The sequence below is a fragment of the Enterococcus sp. DIV2385 genome (genome assembly GCF_051711925.1).
In the GTDB taxonomy this organism is placed as follows: Bacteria; Bacillota; Bacilli; order Lactobacillales; family Enterococcaceae; genus Enterococcus; species Enterococcus faecalis.
In genome coordinates, this window is sequence record NZ_JBIONV010000001.1 from 22,340 (window position 1) to 40,285 (window position 17,946).

The 17,946-nt window shown below is 37.1% G+C and carries 15 protein-coding genes; 11 read left to right on the forward strand and 4 right to left on the reverse strand.

Features of this window, described 5'->3' with window-relative positions; translation table 11 throughout:
• Positions 1–198 precede the first annotated feature (198 nt).
• The 6 genes from IGM04_RS00085 (at position 199) to IGM04_RS00110 (ending at position 5,024) form a co-directional block, all read left to right on the forward strand.
• Entirely contained in the window at positions 199–711 is a 513-nt protein-coding gene (locus IGM04_RS00085; RefSeq protein ID WP_002385473.1) for a mannose/fructose/sorbose PTS transporter subunit IIB, read from the forward strand.
• 234 nt (positions 712–945) lie between these two features.
• Complete coding sequence (locus IGM04_RS00090; RefSeq protein ID WP_002356030.1) at positions 946–1,938, forward strand: mannose/fructose/sorbose PTS transporter subunit IIA; 993 nt, start codon at positions 946–948, stop codon at positions 1,936–1,938.
• A gap of 34 nt (positions 1,939–1,972) precedes the next feature.
• Positions 1,973–2,776 carry a PTS mannose/fructose/sorbose transporter subunit IIC gene (locus IGM04_RS00095; RefSeq protein ID WP_002356031.1) on the forward strand — a complete coding sequence of 268 codons (804 nt, stop codon included), beginning with the start codon at positions 1,973–1,975 and terminating at the stop codon, positions 2,774–2,776.
• Between the two features lie 22 nt (positions 2,777–2,798).
• The gene (locus IGM04_RS00100; protein WP_002356032.1) at positions 2,799–3,710 is read left to right on the forward strand and encodes a PTS system mannose/fructose/sorbose family transporter subunit IID; all 912 of its coding nucleotides are present in this window, start codon (positions 2,799–2,801) and stop codon (positions 3,708–3,710) included.
• 161 nt (positions 3,711–3,871) lie between these two features.
• On the forward strand, positions 3,872–4,249 hold the full coding sequence (locus tag IGM04_RS00105) for a DUF956 family protein (protein WP_002356033.1): 378 nt from the start codon (positions 3,872–3,874) through the stop codon (positions 4,247–4,249).
• A gap of 247 nt (positions 4,250–4,496) precedes the next feature.
• Positions 4,497–5,024, forward strand: coding sequence for an HdeD family acid-resistance protein (locus tag IGM04_RS00110; protein WP_002356034.1), 528 nt, complete (start codon positions 4,497–4,499; stop codon positions 5,022–5,024).
• Positions 5,025–5,071: 47 nt separating this feature from the next.
• Here the strand turns inward: IGM04_RS00110 and IGM04_RS00115 are convergent, their stop codons facing one another.
• Positions 5,072–5,275, reverse strand: a complete 204-nt coding sequence (locus IGM04_RS00115) for a hypothetical protein (protein WP_002381332.1) — start codon at positions 5,273–5,275, stop codon at positions 5,072–5,074.
• A gap of 197 nt (positions 5,276–5,472) precedes the next feature.
• Here IGM04_RS00115 and IGM04_RS00120 point away from each other — a divergent pair, with 197 nt between their 5' ends.
• The 5 genes from IGM04_RS00120 (at position 5,473) to mprF (ending at position 12,451) form a co-directional block, all read left to right on the forward strand.
• Positions 5,473–6,243: a MurR/RpiR family transcriptional regulator gene (locus IGM04_RS00120; RefSeq protein WP_002387434.1), complete on the forward strand. Its 771-nt coding sequence runs from the start codon at positions 5,473–5,475 to the stop codon at positions 6,241–6,243.
• Between the two features lie 148 nt (positions 6,244–6,391).
• Positions 6,392–7,960 (forward strand): maltose/glucose-specific PTS transporter subunit IIBC, encoded by a 1,569-nt coding sequence (gene malX / locus IGM04_RS00125; RefSeq protein WP_002361463.1) that lies wholly within the window; start codon positions 6,392–6,394, stop codon positions 7,958–7,960.
• A 14-nt stretch (positions 7,961–7,974) separates the two neighbouring features.
• Positions 7,975–9,189, forward strand: a complete 1,215-nt coding sequence (locus IGM04_RS00130; RefSeq protein WP_086317558.1) for a MalY/PatB family protein — start codon at positions 7,975–7,977, stop codon at positions 9,187–9,189.
• A gap of 99 nt (positions 9,190–9,288) precedes the next feature.
• A complete protein-coding gene (locus IGM04_RS00135; protein ID WP_086317559.1) occupies positions 9,289–9,669 on the forward strand; it encodes a RidA family protein in 381 nt (126 codons plus the stop codon).
• A 190-nt stretch (positions 9,670–9,859) separates the two neighbouring features.
• The gene (mprF, locus tag IGM04_RS00140) at positions 9,860–12,451 is read left to right on the forward strand and encodes a bifunctional lysylphosphatidylglycerol flippase/synthetase MprF (protein WP_016633036.1); all 2,592 of its coding nucleotides are present in this window, start codon (positions 9,860–9,862) and stop codon (positions 12,449–12,451) included.
• Between the two features lie 1,325 nt (positions 12,452–13,776).
• On the opposite strand, the gene IGM04_RS00145 is transcribed toward mprF, so the two are convergent.
• From IGM04_RS00145 to IGM04_RS00155, 3 genes are all read right to left on the reverse strand, one after another.
• Positions 13,777–16,392, reverse strand: coding sequence for a YfhO family protein (locus tag IGM04_RS00145; protein WP_086317560.1), 2,616 nt, complete (start codon positions 16,390–16,392; stop codon positions 13,777–13,779).
• A gap of 543 nt (positions 16,393–16,935) precedes the next feature.
• Complete coding sequence (locus IGM04_RS00150) at positions 16,936–17,445, reverse strand: ClbS/DfsB family four-helix bundle protein (RefSeq protein WP_086317561.1); 510 nt, start codon at positions 17,443–17,445, stop codon at positions 16,936–16,938.
• A 7-nt stretch (positions 17,446–17,452) separates the two neighbouring features.
• Positions 17,453–17,920: a VOC family protein gene (locus IGM04_RS00155; protein WP_002368625.1), complete on the reverse strand. Its 468-nt coding sequence runs from the start codon at positions 17,918–17,920 to the stop codon at positions 17,453–17,455.
• Between the last annotated feature and the right edge of the window lie 26 nt (positions 17,921–17,946).

Genomic DNA, 17,946 nt, shown 5'->3' on the forward strand with positions numbered 1-17,946 from the left:
GAAAAATCGATACACTATTTATTAGTGTATCGATTTTTTAATTTTCTTAAAAAAACCTATAATTTTCTAGGTTTCGAACCGATACACTAAAGTTGGCACGAAACTTGCTTGTAATAAGGTGTCCCTTTTTATCTAAAATTTTTAAGTAAAAAGACAAAGGTCCTAACCTTTAAAAATGAATTTAAAGGAGCATTCCCGATGGTAATGGATATTCGTTTAGCTCGAATTGATGATCGATTAATTCATGGCCAAGTAGCAACTGTTTGGGCAAAATTGACGAACATTAATCGCATTTTAGTGGTTAGTGATTCCGTTGCTCATGACAATTTGAGAAAAGCCTTGTTGGTCCAAGCTGCTCCACCTGGTGTCAAAGTAAATGTCATCACTGTTCAAAAAATGATTGATGTTTACCCTGATCCTCGTTTTGATTCGTTTCGAGCCATGTTGTTATTCACTAATCCTTTGGACGTGAAACGAGTGGTCGAAGGCGGTGTACAACTAACTTCTGTGAATATTGGCGGAATGAGTTTCAGTACAGGCAAGCGAATGATTACGAATGCAGTCGCAGTGGATGCCAACGATTTAAAAGCATTTCTGTTTTTAAATGAACAAGGTATTGAATTGGAAATTCGAAAAGTCGCAGCAGACAGCCAAGTGAATTTGATGGATTTACTGAAAAAAGAGCGTAGCAAAGAAAATAACGCCAGCTGACGTTCATTTTTACAGACGAAAGACATTGAAAGGATGTGGTGGCCTAGGACCAACATCATTGCTTCATGAACTGTATTGATAAAGGCAAGTGCTGATGTTGAAAAAAATCAAGAACTATTGAAATTTTTTCATTTATTTTTGTCAGAATCTGATTTATCTGATTTTTTTCAAAAAGTGAAAGCGTTTAGCAGTACAACCATGAAAAAAAACATCAATTATACAGGAGGTATAAAAATGGTAGGAATTATCCTAGCAAGTCACGGTGAATTTGCTGAAGGGATCTTGCAATCTGGTGCAATGATCTTTGGCGAACAAGAAAATGTAAAAGCAGTTACGTTAATGCCTAGCGAAGGTCCCGATGATGTAAAAGCAAAAATGCAAGAAGCCATTGCATCGTTTGACAATCAAGACGAAGTACTATTTTTAGTTGACCTATGGGGAGGAACACCATTTAACCAAGCGAACTCATTGTTAGAAGATCATAAAGACAAATGGGCAATCGTTGCAGGTATGAATTTACCAATGGTTATTGAAGCATATGCTTCTCGTTTCTCTATGGAATCAGCACAAGAAATTGCGACACACATTCTTGAAACAGCAAAAGATGGTGTCAAAGTTAAACCAGAAGAGTTACAACCAGCAGAAGCACCAAAAGCTGCTGCGACAGAAGATGCACAGCCAAAAGGTTCGTTACCACCAGGTACAGTTGTTGGCGATGGCAAAATTAAATTTGTGCTAGCACGTATTGATTCACGTTTATTACATGGTCAAGTAGCAACAGCTTGGACAAAAGCAACACAACCAAACAGAATTATTGTTGTTTCTGATGCCGTTGCAAAAGATGATTTACGCAAGAAATTAATCGAACAAGCAGCTCCTCCAGGAGTAAAAGCCAATGTTATTCCAATTAGTAAAATGATTGAAGTAGCGAAAGATCCACGTTTTGGCAATACAAAAGCATTATTATTATTTGAAAATCCTGAAGACGTCTTAAAAGTGGTTGAAGGCGGCGTAGAAATCCCAGAAGTAAACGTTGGTTCAATGGCTCACTCTGTTGGAAAAGTCGTTGTAAGCAAAGTATTATCAATGGGTCAAGAAGACGTTGATACGTTTGATGAATTAAAAGCCAAAGGCATCAAATTTGATGTGCGTAAAGTGCCAAATGATTCAAAAGCGAATATGGACGAAATTTTGAAAAAAGCAAAAAATGAGTTAGCAAACGCGTAACTCGCCAAATACAAATCAAAATAGGAGGCTTATCATGTCTGTTATATCAATTATTTTAGTTTTACTCGTTGCCTTTCTAGCTGGTATGGAAGGGATTTTGGATGAGTTCCAATTCCACCAACCGTTAGTAGCATGTACATTAATCGGATTAGTTACTGGTAATTTAGAAGCCGGAATTGTTTTAGGTGGTACTTTACAAATGATCGCGTTAGGTTGGGCGAACATCGGGGCTGCCGTTGCACCGGATGCCGCTTTAGCATCTGTTGCCTCAGCAATTATTTTAGTTTTAGGTGGCCAAGGTGTTAAAGGTGTTCCTTCAGCGATTGCCATCGCAGTTCCTTTAGCGGTTGCAGGTTTGTTCTTAACAATGATCGTTCGGACAGTTGCGGTTCCAATCGTTCACATGATGGACGCGGCTGCTGAAAAAGGCAACATTAAACAAGTTGAAATGTTACACATTTTCGCTGTATGTTTACAAGGTATTCGTATTGCGATTCCAGCAGGTGCGTTACTATTCATTCCTGCTGACACTGTTCGTAATTTCTTAGAATCAATGCCAGCTTGGTTAACTGATGGTATGGCTATCGGTGGTGGTATGGTCGTTGCCGTAGGTTATGCATTAGTAATCAACATGATGGCAACAAAAGAAGTATGGCCATTCTTCATTATCGGTTTCGTAGTCGCAGCGATTTCTCAATTAACATTAATCGCATTAGGTGCTTTAGGTGTCGCTTTAGCTCTTATTTACTTGAACTTATCTAAAATGGGCGGTTCTTCTAACTCAAATGGCGGAGGCAACTCTGGCGACCCATTAGGCGATATTTTAAACGACTACTAATTCTGAAGGAGGAGCAAAGAAAATGGCAGAAAAAATTCAATTAACTAAAAAAGATCGTTTAGCTGTAGCTTGGCGTTCAACATTTATCCAAGGTTCTTGGAACTATGAACGTATGCAAAACGGCGGCTGGGCATTCTCAATGATTCCAGCAATCAAAAAATTATATAAAACGAAAGAAGAACGTTCAGCGGCGTTAAAACGTCACTTAGAATTCTTTAATACACACCCATACATTGCCTCACCAATCCTTGGTGTAACATTAGCTTTGGAAGAAGAACGTGCCAATGGCGCACCAGTTGATGACGTAGCGATTCAAGGGGTTAAAGTTGGGATGATGGGTCCTTTAGCCGGTGTCGGTGACCCAGTTTTCTGGTTTACTGTTCGTCCAATGTTAGGCGCTTTAGGTGCTTCCTTAGCAATGGGTGGTAACATCTTAGGCCCAATCTTATTCTTCGTTGCTTGGAACTTAATTCGTTGGTCATTCATGTGGTATACACAAGAGTTTGGTTACAAAGCAGGTTCTAAAATTACTGATGACCTTTCAGGTGGTTTACTACAAGATATTACAAAAGGTGCTTCTATTTTAGGGATGTTCGTACTGGCCGCATTAGTTCAACGTTGGGTATCGATTAAGTTCTTACCAATTGTCTCACAAGTTAAGTTAGACAAAGGTGCTTATATCGAGTGGGATAAACTTCCTGCTGGCGGTGAAGGAATGCATAAAGCCTTTGAACAAGTGAACCAAGGCTTGGCGCTTTCACCAACGAAAGTTACTACTTTACAAGATAACTTAGATCAATTGATTCCAGGTCTAGCACCATTACTACTTACATTCTTATGTATGTGGTTATTGAAGAAAAAAGTTAGCCCAATCGTTATCATTCTTGGTTTATTCGTAGTCGGCGTAGTCGGCCACTTAATCGGCTTATTATAAGAATGACGAGGTAAGTTTATTACTTCTAATCAAAAAAAGCGGAAGAGAAGTCGAGAAACTTTTCTTCCGCTTTTTTAAACAAAGATGTAATTTTGTTTGTTTCGATCAGGAAAGAAACGTATAATAAAGAGGAATTAGTCGAATGAAATGGAGCAGATAACATGGTACAATCATTAAACACAAAAGTTGATTTAGTTATAGATGCGACGGCATTTACAGGATTAACAGATTATGGACAAATTATGATAGGTGACCGCGGGTTTGAATTTTACCATGCCAAAGATCCACGTAAGTTTATCCAAATTCCGTGGGAAGAAGTCGATTACGTGTTGGCTTCAGTAATGTTCAAAGGAAAATGGATTCCTCGTTATGCGATTCAAACCAAGAAAAATGGGACGTATACGTTTGCTTCAAAAGAGCCGAAGCGAGTGTTACGAGCTATTCGTGAATATGTTGACCCAGATCATATGGTCCAATCTTTGAGTTTCTTTGATGTCATAAAAAGAGGGATTCTCTCGATTGGGAAAAAGAAAAAATAATTTATAACTGTTACTTTTTTATAAACTAGATGAAAAAGTAGCGGTTTTTTTGTGGGAAAACGAGGGACTTATTTATACAAAAAAGGCACAATTTTGCACCAAAAAAGAGACAATCAAGTGATACGTTGTTTTTAATGGAGTTATCATTGAAATGGTTTTCAGAAAGCACGATGAAAATATTTGACACCTTGTAAAATAGTAGTAACATAATAAGTGTAATAAATTATTTTATAGAGGAGTGAGTGTCATGGAACAACGACAACATCATGGAATGGACTGGGGTTCATTAGTATTAGGAATTCTATTTGTTCTGACTGCATTAATTTCTTTCCAAAATCCTGCCGGTAATTTAATTGCCATTGTGATGGTTTTTGCGATTTTTGCTATTATTAAAGGGATTTTCGAAATTTTTGTACGTAATCGTATGAAAGAATTGCTAGGCTACAAAGCTTATGCACCAATCATCTTAGGGATTATTGATATCCTAATTGGTGTTTACTTATTGTTTAACTTAAATATTGGTGTCGCTGTGTTACCATTTGTTTTTGCAATTTGGTTTTTATTCGACTCAATTTTCGGCTTATTTACTTTAGATTTTGCTAAACGAGTAAGCACAGGTTACTTCTGGTTCACATTAATTGTTGACGTTTTAGGGATTATCTTAGGTGTAATGTTATTATTTAATCCATTGTCTTCAGCATTAACTCTAAGCTTCTTAGTTGGCTTCTACTTTATGATGTTTGGTATTAGTAATATTGTATATGCTTTTAGATAAAAGAAGTAAAAAAACAGGTTTTCCGAAAAGGAAAACCTGTTTTTTTTTTAATAACGACGGCGGCAGTTGCCATTATTTCCCGAAATTGTTCGAACAAGCCACACGATAATCGCTACGGGAACTAAAATTTTTACTGCTAGCCACAATAAGCTTCCCACGATACCGACAACGGCACTAAAGAGTGAACCGACAACTAAAAATAAAAGGACCACTAAAAGAATATTTATAAACATTGGTCGTTGATTATTCATACGTACTACCTCCAAATTTTTCCTGTTTTCTATATACAGAGTATAGCAAGAAAGCGCAACAAGCACCTCCATCGGAAGGCTGATTTTTTTCTCTGGCGAATGATGGAGCCGCTGTTGGTTATTTTGGACTTTCTTATTGAAATAATCAGAATATTCTGGTGTATAATTATAAAAAAGGATTTAAAGTGAGGGATTGGATGTCGACTGAGGGATTAATCGCTTTGTTAGAAAAGAAACGAAATCATTTAAGTAAAATTGAAAATCAAGTACTGGATTATATTTTGACGCATATGACGGAAATTAGTTCACAAACCATTTATGAGGTGGCGCAGGCGTTGTTTGTCTCAACAGCCACTATTTCTCGAACAGCAAAACACTTAGGTTATCGAGGCTTCCAAGAATTAAAATACGCGATCGTCCAATCGGTGCAGAGCGAGAGCACAGAAAGCGATAGTCGTAGTTTTCAAGCTATTACGCAACAGTTGATCGCCAATGTGCAAGACAGTTTTCAACAAATGGATGAAGCCAAAGTCGCGGAAATGCTTAAAATGATTGAGCGTGCGAATACGATTGAAGTGTTCGGTGTTGGTGGCAGTTTTCCTATTTGTACTGATTTTGCACGAAAGCTAACATTTTTAGGAAAAAAAGCCTATGCACGATCTGATTGGGATGAACAAGCGGCAGCAGTTAAGAATCTGGATGGACAGGATTTAGCCATTTTTGTCAGTTATACAGGAGAAACTAAAGGGATTTTAGCGTATGCACGTGTAGCGCAGGAACAGCAAGTGCCGATGATTAGTTTGATTTCGACTAAAGGAAGCACCTTGGAAAAATTGTCGACGACGACGTTATTTGCCAAAGGGACGACACGTTATCATCAGCGCGTGGATTTAAGTTCAAGAATTGCTGTCATTTGTTTGTTCGATACGGTTTTATTAATGTACGCAGAGGCAAAGCAACCGCGGTAATTTTATGCAACACCATACTAAATGATGTAAGGGGATACAGAAAGAGTGTAGCCTCTTTTTTCTTTGTTTTGGGCTAGTTATAATGAGGGTAATGAATGTAAACGCAATCATTTTTAGCTTTGTAAAGAATGAATGGAGGAGTTAAGAAATGGCAGTAAAGAAAAAGAAAGCGACTTTCTGGGAGTTTTTCCAAGGATTAGGCAAAACGTTTATGTTGCCAGTGGCTTTATTAGCTTTTATGGGGATTTTGTTGGGATTAGGAAGTTCTTTTTCCAGTGAATCAATGATTGAAACGGTCCCGTTTTTAGGAAAGCCCGCAGTGAAAATTATTTTCCAATTTATGTCGACAATTGGTGGTTTTGCGTTTGCCTATTTACCTGTCATGTTTGCAATGGCCATTCCGTTGGGGTTAGTTCGGAAAGAAAAAGGAATTGCTGCGTTTTCAGGTTTCGTAGGCTATACGGTGATGAATTTAGCGATTAATTTCTATTTAGTGCAGACGAATCGCCTCGTGGATCCTGAGCAGTTGCGGGAAGCCGGCCAAGGAATGGTTTTTGGGATTCAAACGATTGAAATGGGCGTTCTTGGTGGAATTATCGCTGGGCTTATTGTCTATAAGTTGCATAATCGATTTTATACGGTGCAACTACCAGATAGTTTTGCCTTTTTTTCTGGCGCACGGTTTGTACCAATTATTACTTCATTAGTGATGGCCTTCGTGGGCTTAGTAATTCCGTTAGTTTGGCCACTTTTCGCGCTAATGATTATGGCGATTGGCCAACTTATCCAACGTTCTGGTATTTTTGGGCCTTTTCTGTTTGGTTCAGGGGAACGTCTACTGTTACCGTTTGGGTTGCATCATATTTTGGTTTCCATGATTCGTTTTACTGAAGCAGGTGGTTCAGCGGTGGTGGCTGGCAAAGAAGTGTTTGGTGCGTTAAATATTTTCTATGCAGAATTGCAAAATAATTTACCGATTTCACCAAGCGCAACAGCTTTCTTGTCACAAGGGAAAATGCCGACCTTTATTTTTGGCTTACCAGCGGCGGCACTTGCGATGTATCATACTGCAGCTCCGGCGAATCGACATAAGATTAAAGGCTTACTCCTTTCGGGTGTAATTGCTACGGCTATCACTGGCATTACAGAACCAATTGAATTTTTATTTTTATTTATTAGTCCATTATTATGGCTGTTTCATGTCATTATGACTGGTCTAGGTTTCATGGTAATGGCTTTATTGGGTGTTGTGATTGGGAACACTGATGGCGGGCTACTGGACTTTGTTATTTTTGGCTTGTTACAAGGAACTTATACAAAATGGTGGTGGGTTCTCATTGTCGGCGCTATCTGGTTTGTTGTTTATTATTTCGTCTTTAAAACAGTCATTGTAACCTTTGATTTAAAAACACCTGGACGAGACAAGGTCTTAGATGAGACTGAATATACCGATCAAGAAGTTCAATATAAGAAAACGGGTGGCTATGATGCGCCTGGGATTTTAGCGGCTTTGGGTGGGCAAGAGAATATTCAAGCTATTGATAATTGCATTACGCGTTTACGTTTAGTGTTAGCAGATGCTAATAAAGTAGATGATGACAAATTAAAGCAATTAGGGGCTTTAGGTGTCGTGCATTTAGATGCGCAGAATGTACAAGTGATTATCGGAACCAAAGTGACAACGGTCCGTAATCAATTAGAGATGATTTTAGGTTAGAAAAAAGACAGAAGGTGAAGAGTGTGTCGTTTGATAAAGCAATTGATCGACGAGGAACGTATTGTACACAGTGGGATTTTGTAGAAGACCGATTTGGGGAAGCGGATTTGCTTCCCTTCACTATTTCCGATACGGATTTTGCTGTGCCAGAGGCAGTTATGGCAACATTACAGGAGCGTTTGAAACATCCAGTATTTGGCTATACGAGGTGGAATCATCCGCAATTAAAAGAAGCAATTCAAACGTGGTACCAGACAAGATTCCAGACGAAGATTGAAGAACACTGGATTATGTATACCCCGACCGTTATCTACGGGATTTCTGCTTTGATTCAATTATTAACTAACGAAGGGGAGGGCATTATTTTACAAACACCTGCCTATGATGCATTTTTTAAAGTTATTCAGGAAAATAAGCGGCAAGTAGTGGCGAATGAACTGCTTTATCAAGAGAAGCGCTACAGTATTGATTTTATTGATTTAGAAAAAAAACTAGCGCAACCAGAAAATCGCTGTTTGCTTTTATGTTCCCCGCATAATCCAACAGGACGTGTTTGGGAGCAATGGGAATTAGAGCGAATGGTTTCATTGTGCCAACAGTATGATGTGTTTTTACTTTCTGATGAAATTCATATGGATATCGTTAATAAAGGCCATGTTCATCGACCAATTACGCAATTTGGTTATAAAAAATCTGCCATTATTACCAGTGGCACGAAAACCTTTAATTTTCCAGGGCTGATTTTTGCTTACACCTTAATTCCAGATAACGAATTGCGTGACGCTTTTCAGCTCAAATTAAAAAACGCCGATGGTTTATCATCAACAAGTATTTTGGGAATGTTAGCAACCATGACGGCCTATCAAAAATGTGGTACTTGGGTTGACGAGTTGAATGATTATTTAGCGGAGAACCAACGTTACGTGAAAGATTTTTTACAGACATATTTGCCAAAAATTAAAGTGACGGAGCTGGAAGCCACTTACTTAATGTGGTTGGACGTATCAGCGGCAGTTCCAGATGTGGCCCGCTTACAAGAGGCTTTAGTTTCTGTGGGGAAAGTCGCCATTATGGACGGCTCGATTTATGGCGGTAATGGACAACGATTTTTACGGTTAAATATTGGCTGTTCGCAAGCAAAACTACACGAGGGACTTGAAAGGATGCGCCAAGGTTTTGAAGCTGTTTTACAAAAGGATGGCACAGCATCAGCACTTGGGAATAATTGAGAAAAGATAGCATTCCGAAATTGGTTGCAGTACAATGGAAAAATAGAAACAAATAAAATAACAAAAAGTAACAACTTGTCATTTACTGGGGGAAAAGAAATGAAAACAATTAAAACAAAGCAAGCACCACAAGCAATTGGGCCATATTCACAAGCAAAAATTGTGAATGGTTTATTGATTACTTCTGGTCAGATTCCACTGGATCCTGAAACAGGCAAGGTGGTTGGGACAACGATTAAAGAACAAACCAATCAAGTACTGAAAAATATTCAAGGGATTTTAACAGAAGCTGGTAGTGATTTTGCTCATGTAGTCAAAACGACATGCTATTTACAAAATATGGCGGATTTCACGGCATTCAATGAAGTCTATGCTGAGTATTTTAGTGCGGAATATCCTGCACGCACAACGATTGAAATCTCTAAATTACCGATGGATGTGTTGGTGGAGATTGAGATTGTCGCAGAAGTAGTGGCGTAAAAAATACAGTTAAAAGAGTGAGAAAAAATCGTCTTAGATTTTTTTCTCACTCTTTTTTTCAATAAAACAATACGATTCAGCCAAAATGTCTAGCCGTGCTGGAAAATTTTCAGCAAATAGGCTACCATGGAAGAAAATCGATAAAACGAAAGTTAAATGAATAGAAAAGAGATATGAAAGAGGCTATAAGATGAAAAAAAATATTAGCCAACTAACGCAGTGGTTGAAAGAACACAGTTTATTATTGAAACTAATTTTTCTTGGTTCTGTATTAGTTTTCGTGGCTAACCAAGTGACACATATCGCTCAAGGCATGACCTGGGCGGATATTTTTTCCACGATGGAACAACAAAGTACGGGGCGTTTAATTGGTATGGTCTTGGCAGGACTATTAGGGGTTATTCCGATGCTCCTTTATGACTATGTAGTCGTTAAATTATTGGAAAAAGAAGGTAAGCCACCAATGAAACGAATGGATTGGTTAACTTCGGCTTGGGTCACCAATACCATTAATAACTTAGCGGGTTTTGGCGGCGTGGTTGGGGCAACGCTACGGATTAATTTTTACGGAAAAGATGTACCGCGGGGCAAGGTTGTAGCAACGGTCTCAAAAGTTGCTCTGTTCTTGATTTCAGGGTTATCTATTTTATCTTTTGTGGCGTTTGTTGATTTATTTTTTATTCGAACCCAAAATGTTTTTCGTGAATATTGGGTTTGGTTATTATTGGGCAGCCTGATTGCGCCAGCGCTCTGGTTTTTCACGTATTTAAAACGGCGAACATTGTTTAAAACATTTTTTCCAAAAGCAGTGCTCCTATTATTCGGCGCTTCATTAGGTCAATGGCTAGGTGGGATGTTTGCTTTCTTGATGATAGGTCGCTTGATGCAGGTGCCAGTTTCGATGGTTTCTGTTTACCCAATGTTTGTTATCGCTACGTTAATCGGGATGTTGACCATGGTTCCTGGTGGTATGGGAACGTTTGATGTCTTAATGATTTTGGGCTTGTCACAATTAGGGATTGATCGATCACAAGCGGTCGTCTGGTTGTTGTATTATCGTTTGTTTTATTATGTGACGCCTTTTATGACAGGAGTTATTTTGTTCTTGCAACAAGCAGGCATGAAAGTCAATCAATTTTTTGATAATTTACCTCGGTTATTTTCACAAAAAGTGGCGCATTTTATTTTGGTGGCGGCGTTATATTTTGCAGGAATTATGATGGTTCTATTGTCGACTGTGACGAATTTGTCGAATGTCAGTCGTTTATTCCAAGTGTTACTTCCCTTTTCTTTTAATTTTTTAGATCAAACATTGAATTTATTTGTAGGATTCTTGTTATTAGGTTTAGCTCGAGGCATTTCTATGAAAGTGAAAAAAGCTTATTGGCCTACAATTATTTTACTAGGATTTTGTATTGTAAATACGGTGGCACGAACGACTTCGTGGCAGTTGATTGCTGTTTATGCTGTTATTTTATTGGCGGTTATTTTGGCTCGTAAAGAATTTTATCGTGAAAAGTTTGTTTATTCATGGGGCGCTTTAACGGTAGATAGTATTTTGTTTGGCTGCTTGTTTATCGGTTATGCGGTTGCTGGCTATTACGCCGCACGACCAGCTGGTGGCAATCAAGTTATCAATCACTTTTTGTTGTTTCCGTCAGATGATGTTTGGTTTAACGGATTGATTGGATTAAGTATTTCCTTGATTGGTTTATTCTTTTTGTATCAATATTTAGCCGAAACAACTGTTACTTTAGGTGAGGGGTTTGAGGAAGCGCGGTTGACACGCTTTTTGGAAAAATTTGGTGGCAACGAAGGCAGTCAATTTTTGTATTTAAAGGATTATGGTCATTTTTATTACCAAGAAGAAGGCGAAGATCAAGTACTTTTTGGGTTTCAAATGAAGTTTAATAAATGCTTTGTCTTGGCGGATCCAATTGGGCAACGAGAGAAATGGACAGCGGCGACACTGGCGTTTATGGATCAAGCTGATTTGTTAGGCTATCAATTAGTTTTTTATCGTATTTCGGAAGAATATGTTATGAATCTTCACGATTGCGGCTTTGAATTTATGAAAGTTGGGGAAGAAGGCTTGATTCAATTTGATGAGCCGTCAACAGTGAATCAAACAGCCTGGACGGAAACAGTGACTGAAAAAATAGCAGCAGAAGCAGCGGATTTTCAGTTTGAATTTTATCCCGAAACGATTAGTGATGCCTTATATCAAGAGTTAGAACGAGTTTCTGCGGACTGGTCACGGAATCAAAAAGAGCGCTACTTTATTGGTGGACGGTTGGATCCGGAGTACTTGAAATGCAGTAGTGTGGGCTTGGTGAGACAGAAACAAACGGTCATCGGTTTCATTACGGGAAAAGAAATGGAAAAAGGCAAAAGTATTTCGTATGATTTGTTACGTATTCGTTCAGAAGCACCTACTTTTACTAGAGAATATTTGTTCACTCATTTTATTGAAACCTATCAACAGCAGGGCTATCAATTAATTGATATTGGGATGGCGCCGTTGGCTAACGTAGGGGAGAGCAAGTACTCTTTCTTAAAAGAACGCTTTGTTAATATTTTTTACAAGTATAGTTATCAAATTTATGCGTTTCAAGATACACGCAAGCGCAAAGAACAATATGTCACTAGTTGGCAACCACGTTATTTTGCTTATCCTAAGCGGACCAGTGTACTCTTTGCTTTTGTGCAACTTTCCTTGTTGATTACGAAAGGGAGACATCAAAGTGTTTCGCTTGTGGAAGAAGCAATGACTGAAATTTAACTCTAATATAAATAAAAAAGTTAGACTTTGGTCTAACTTTTTTATTTATCACAAATTATTAATCAAAGAATATATTTTTTTATTAAAGAATGGTTGACATTAAGTTTGCGTATTATTAGAATTTAATTAGAATGACAGTTGTTTATCTTTTAATATGGAATCTCGTTATGTCGATATTTAACGTAAAATTTTGAGATTAGTAAGGCCGATAAACAGAAAGAACATAATTTTATAAGACCAGAAGTTAAGTATTCAAGTGAATAATTTGGCTAAGTATGTAATTGAATATTGTTTAGAACACTATCAGAATGGCCTGTAATGTAAAAATGTCGAGCTGTTTTATTCAAATTCATGGACTAGGGTTAACTAAATCAAAATTAGAATTAATCAAGATGTTTTACAATGATTATAAATAATTAGCCATTTTGGTAGAAAATGCCTCACTAGGAATGCGATTGGAAGCAGTAGGTGCATTTAATTATTTTAGTTTTACATAACGAATCAGAATATAACTATTTTGCTATAAACTTAGATGAGGTAGGTGAGCCAATTGAATACGAAGAAGTGGAACTGGTCGATACTTGCATTTTTTATACCGTACCTTGTTTCAAATATTTTTTTATTTTTTACTCTTACAGAAAAAGATAATAAGCTATTAAAAATGATTGAAGAGTCGTCAAAACTATTAAATATTTCAAACGGAGAATTTAATTTTTTTATGATAGTTATTGTTATAATCGCTAATTTGTGTATCTTTTTTGTTACGTTCATAATTTTGAAAATTGTTTTACTTATTTTTGGGTTTAAAAAAAATTATAATCAAGATATATTTATAAGTCTGCTATTGTCAGTAAGCGTAGTTAATCTTCTTGTTCTTTTTATATCTGAAATAGTAACAATTGATAGATTACCATTATCAATTAGTACTTCTTCTATTGAAGTGATAATCTTTTTATTGCTATTTTACAGTAATACCAAAGATGTAAAAGCAACTAAATTGTTGTTTTTTGGTAAATTATGGTTGCTTTTATTTAATATAGTGTCATTAGTAGTTTAAATGGAAATCATAGGAATTACATAAAAAAATCAAATTAATGTTTGTCTTGTTGGATAAAATTAGCAATTTGAAATTAAAAGGTTGAGGAAGCATAGATATTTCATAGAATAAACGAATATCTATTTTAACTGCCTAAATCATTTATAACAAAAAAATCTGAGACAGAATGAATCCCATTCTGTCTCAGATTTTGTTTTTCACAACTCATCAGACCTTATTGATAAAGAGTCATTTTAATAATAACCCTTAGTTTTTTGTGAAAGATTTTTTATTTGTCTTCTTTTTTACGGTTTCGTCTAGCAGGAATCAAGGTTACGTAGGCAACGAAACCACCAGTACATAGAACGAATAACACGATGCCAGGAATCAATCCTTCTGGTAAATAAGAGAACTGAATAGTATGGGTTCCAGCGCTGACAGGAACGCTTAGAAAGGCATCTTTAAAGGCTTTTGGGGTAACTTTTTTGCCATCAATTTTGACACGCCAACCTTTGTCATAAGGAATTGTAGTGACGAGTACTTGATCTTTGTCGGCGGTAAAGGTACCTGAAGCAGAGCGTTTGCCAGTGGTTAAATCAACGCCTTTTTCTTGCACAGCGGAAATGGCTTTTTCAAATGCATTGGTATTTAAGCCAACTACTTGCGGCTGAACAAAACTTACTGCTTTGGTTCCATAAAAACTTACTTTGAAGTTAACAGTTGTATCTTTTGGATAGTAGCCTAAATTATAATATTGGCCAGTAATGCCAATTTGTGATTGCTGACTCGAGCCATTCACGGTGACCGTCGCAGTGGAACTTTCCAATTGAGCAAAATCCGTTGGGAATAAACTTAAATAAGCTTGCGTATTGGCGGGCACATTGACTGTATAAGAAATCTCTTTGGCTACGTTATGTTGTTTCTCCGTAAAAGTTACGCCAGCTGTATTTTGCGTAATTGTCACGTTATTTTGAAGCGTCATCGTTGGTTGATAAAAGGTAAAATACCGTTCATTGGTATTGGCTAAAGCATTTAGTAAATTTGTTTGACTACCTAAATTATCATTTAGAGGTTGCCGAACATTGTAAATCTCTTTGTCTGCTAAAAATCCTAACGGCAAAGCATTTTCGTTACGATAAAGCTGATATTTACCAGCAGCTGCTTGTCGCTCAAAGCCGAATTTCATTGGATTGTTTTCAGCAATATTGTATTTAATGCCCATCAAAGCATCCATTAACAAGGTATTATTTTGGTAACGAATATTTAAATTCGTGCCTCGCGAGCGGAAACCTAAGGCGTTTAGGTATGTTGAAGAATGTCGGTTCCGTACGGAAGAAAACATGCTAATGCCACTGTAGCCATAGTTAATGCCGTCATTGGCCGAAACACCATTTAAATTTTCCAAGCGGTAAAAGGTATCATTTTCTTTTTTTGTTTGATCGACTAGATTTTTTAAGTCAGGATAAGGCTCAGAATACAAGCTGCGTGATGCGTAGTTCCAATCATCTAAAATACCAGTGACCATCGCCCGTGTATTAATGATTGCTTCACCAGAAACGAGCAGCAATAGTAAAATCACTAAGTATTGCATAGGCGCTTTTTTCAATTGATAAAAAGCAATTCCGAAAAAGTATAATAGTAAAAAAGTTGCCGTTAATACGAAAGAGGTTAAAGTCACATACGTATAACTAGTAGCACCTTTTGTGCCCATTGCAAGAGCAAAAATTGCTAAAAGAATCAAAATCAAGCCGCTTAAGACGCCGAGATCATCCTTTTCAAATTTCTCCCAACCATAACCTGCAAGCAAAATCACTAAGAATGAAAAGAGGAAACTATAGCGGAAAAGAAACATGTTCGGCGCATGCATACCGTGCCAGAATAAATTTAAGGGCGTGATGTAAAAGCTAGCAATCAATAGGAAAAACAAACTGCCAAAAAGTAGTTTGTTTTTCAATGGAATTTCTTTCGTAACGAAATAGAAGAGACAAAAAATCAAAGGCAACAACCCAATGTAAATAAAAGGAATGGACCCATATTTGGTTGTATCGTAAACGCCAATCATATTTTTCATAATAATATCTAAAAAGGCAGTCGCTTCTGTTTTAAAGGTTGTAATTTCAGAAAGAGTTTCACCATTGGTTCGTAAATCTAAGACAGCAGGTAAGACCATAATCATGGATGCTCCACCAGCTAAAAGAGAAGTAGTAAAATACGCAACGATTCGAGATTTATATCGTTGCCAGTCTGTAAACGTTCGTGCAAAATAGTACAGGAAGGAAAACAACCCAATCATAAAGCCAAAATAATAATTTGTAATGAAAAGCAAGAAATAACTGACAAACAATAATGTCGGTTTTCGTTGGTCCATTAAACGATGAATTCCTAAAATTACGAGTGGCAGATAAATAAAGGCATCCAGCCACATAATTAATTCTGAATGGGCCACAATGAAGGACATTAGCGCATAAGACACACTTAAAGTCACATGGGACCATTTAGGAATCTTAAAGGTTTGTTTTGCCAAGAACCAAAAACTCAAGCCAGCACTCCCAATTTTCAACAACGTTAGGAAATAGAGCGCATCAGGCATGTTTTGATTGTTAAAGAAAAAGACGAGCGGCGTAAATAAGCCACCAAGATAATAGGAAATTAAGGACAAGTAGTTTAGTCCCAAAGAAGCATTCCACGTATAGAAAAGACTTTGTTTTCCATGAAGAACATTGTTAAAGCTTGCGTGAAAATTTGAAAATTGAGAAAAGGCATCGCTGGCTAAAACACTGCGACTACTTCCTGGATAAATCCCAATACTCAAATAGATAATTGCCATAATTAAAAATGGAATGAAGAAACTGGCTAACATATAAGGCCAGTTGTTTTTTAAAAACTGCCTACTTTTATTTTTCATAAATAACCTCACCTGATTTTTCGAAAGTACCTATAGTTTATCATACTCTTTATTTGATGTACCAATAGAAGAAAAACTTTAAAATTTTATTAGGATCCTAAGGGTGGAGTGAAGAAGAATTAGGAGTAAGGGATTGACATTCAAATGCTAAATCACCAGATTAAAACAACGAATATTCTCCGAAAAATTGCTGAAAACACCCTGTGGATAACTTTGTGCATAACTCTGTTGAAAACCACAAAAAAGCTTTTTATCTCGGTTTATCCACAAGGATAAGTTTTCGAGTTGCTAAAAAAATAGACGTAAGTTCAGAAGGGCTGCTTGCTAAAAGTGAAGGAGCCCCTAAAGTTGAAAGAAGATGAAAACGTTATTAAAACAACGTTTTCATCTTCTTTTTTCTAGAATTTACAAGGATTTAATGTCGAACAAATAAGCACTGTGGAAAAGTTTTTTGGAAAAAACAAGAAATTTCATCCACAAAGTTTTCTGTGGAGAATTTAAAAATGCTTGTCAAGCTTTTTTTGAAAAAATGTGGATAACTTTTTAAAGACACGCTTTTTTCCATTTGCGAATTTGCGTTCGGAAACTAGTAAAAGGGGCAACGCTATTAATGTGAATCCATTTCCAAAGAGGCCATTGTGCTTTGGTAGTCGCCCAAGCCCGTTGTTGAGGTAAAAATAATTCGTCTTCGGAAAGCGAGTCAATCCAATGAAGTAATTTTTCTAAGATGTCTTGCAACGCAATCAGCTGACTTTCTAAACTCATTTGTCCATAGGTTTGATAAAATGATTGATAGAGAGCGCCCAGTTGATTCCATTTATAACCTTCAGCTGGCGTTTGAACGGTCAGACCACGTTGTTCTTGTTCTTCCCAAGAAAGCAGCAAGTTGAGCCAACCTAATTGATAGGCTAAGTTCTCTGAAGGTGTTTTAGCTACTGTTTCAATTCGGTAATCTTTAAGTGTTTCAGGAATTTCTGCAAATTCAGCTAAATATTTTTGTGAAGCTATTTGAATGGCCTCAATCAAGGCTTCTTTTGATTCATAGGTTCGCATTCTTCGGCTAACTTCCTTTCTTGGTAGGATCTGCTTGTTTTTCATGAGTAATTTGAGTGACTAAACCAAAAGGATCTTTCACAATCGCATAAAACGTTGCAAATTCATTTTCAATTGGTTCTTGGATAATACAGGATTCGGGATGGCGCGTGAGTTTTTCAAAAATTGTTTTGGCAGAGTGACGGCTCTCGACGGTTAAGCTGAGGGTCAATTGTTCTGTGGGCGTGGTATTCATTCCTGCAAACAAAGGATTATCAGCTAGTTGTAATTGAAAAGTGTCCATTTGTAAAATCGAGTGAGAAAGCCAGTGTTCTTCGCCAGCGGGAATGGTCAAAGAAGGATTTAAACGCTCTTTAAATTCTTGATTAGTAATTTTAAAAAGAATATCACCAGCAAAGGCTTCTTGGTAAAACGTCAAGGCTTCCGTTGCTCGTCCGTTTAAGACCATAAAAAGGGCAAATTGTGTGTTTTTCATTGTTTGAACCTCCTAAGATTGATAAG

Coding starts and splice junctions, on each gene's coding strand:
- IGM04_RS00085 (WP_002385473.1), top strand. CDS start 199: ATGGTAATGGATATTCGTTTAGCTCGAATTGATGATCGATTAATTCAT.
- IGM04_RS00090 (WP_002356030.1), top strand. CDS start 946: ATGGTAGGAATTATCCTAGCAAGTCACGGTGAATTTGCTGAAGGGATC.
- IGM04_RS00095 (WP_002356031.1), top strand. CDS start 1,973: ATGTCTGTTATATCAATTATTTTAGTTTTACTCGTTGCCTTTCTAGCT.
- IGM04_RS00100 (WP_002356032.1), top strand. CDS start 2,799: ATGGCAGAAAAAATTCAATTAACTAAAAAAGATCGTTTAGCTGTAGCT.
- IGM04_RS00105 (WP_002356033.1), top strand. CDS start 3,872: ATGGTACAATCATTAAACACAAAAGTTGATTTAGTTATAGATGCGACG.
- IGM04_RS00110 (WP_002356034.1), top strand. CDS start 4,497: ATGGAACAACGACAACATCATGGAATGGACTGGGGTTCATTAGTATTA.
- IGM04_RS00115 (WP_002381332.1), bottom strand. CDS start 5,275: ATGAATAATCAACGACCAATGTTTATAAATATTCTTTTAGTGGTCCTT.
- IGM04_RS00120 (WP_002387434.1), top strand. CDS start 5,473: ATGTCGACTGAGGGATTAATCGCTTTGTTAGAAAAGAAACGAAATCAT.
- malX (WP_002361463.1), top strand. CDS start 6,392: ATGGCAGTAAAGAAAAAGAAAGCGACTTTCTGGGAGTTTTTCCAAGGA.
- IGM04_RS00135 (WP_086317559.1), top strand. CDS start 9,289: ATGAAAACAATTAAAACAAAGCAAGCACCACAAGCAATTGGGCCATAT.
- mprF (WP_016633036.1), top strand. CDS start 9,860: ATGAAAAAAAATATTAGCCAACTAACGCAGTGGTTGAAAGAACACAGT.
- IGM04_RS00145 (WP_086317560.1), bottom strand. CDS start 16,392: ATGAAAAATAAAAGTAGGCAGTTTTTAAAAAACAACTGGCCTTATATG.
- IGM04_RS00150 (WP_086317561.1), bottom strand. CDS start 17,445: ATGCGAACCTATGAATCAAAAGAAGCCTTGATTGAGGCCATTCAAATA.
- IGM04_RS00155 (WP_002368625.1), bottom strand. CDS start 17,920: ATGAAAAACACACAATTTGCCCTTTTTATGGTCTTAAACGGACGAGCA.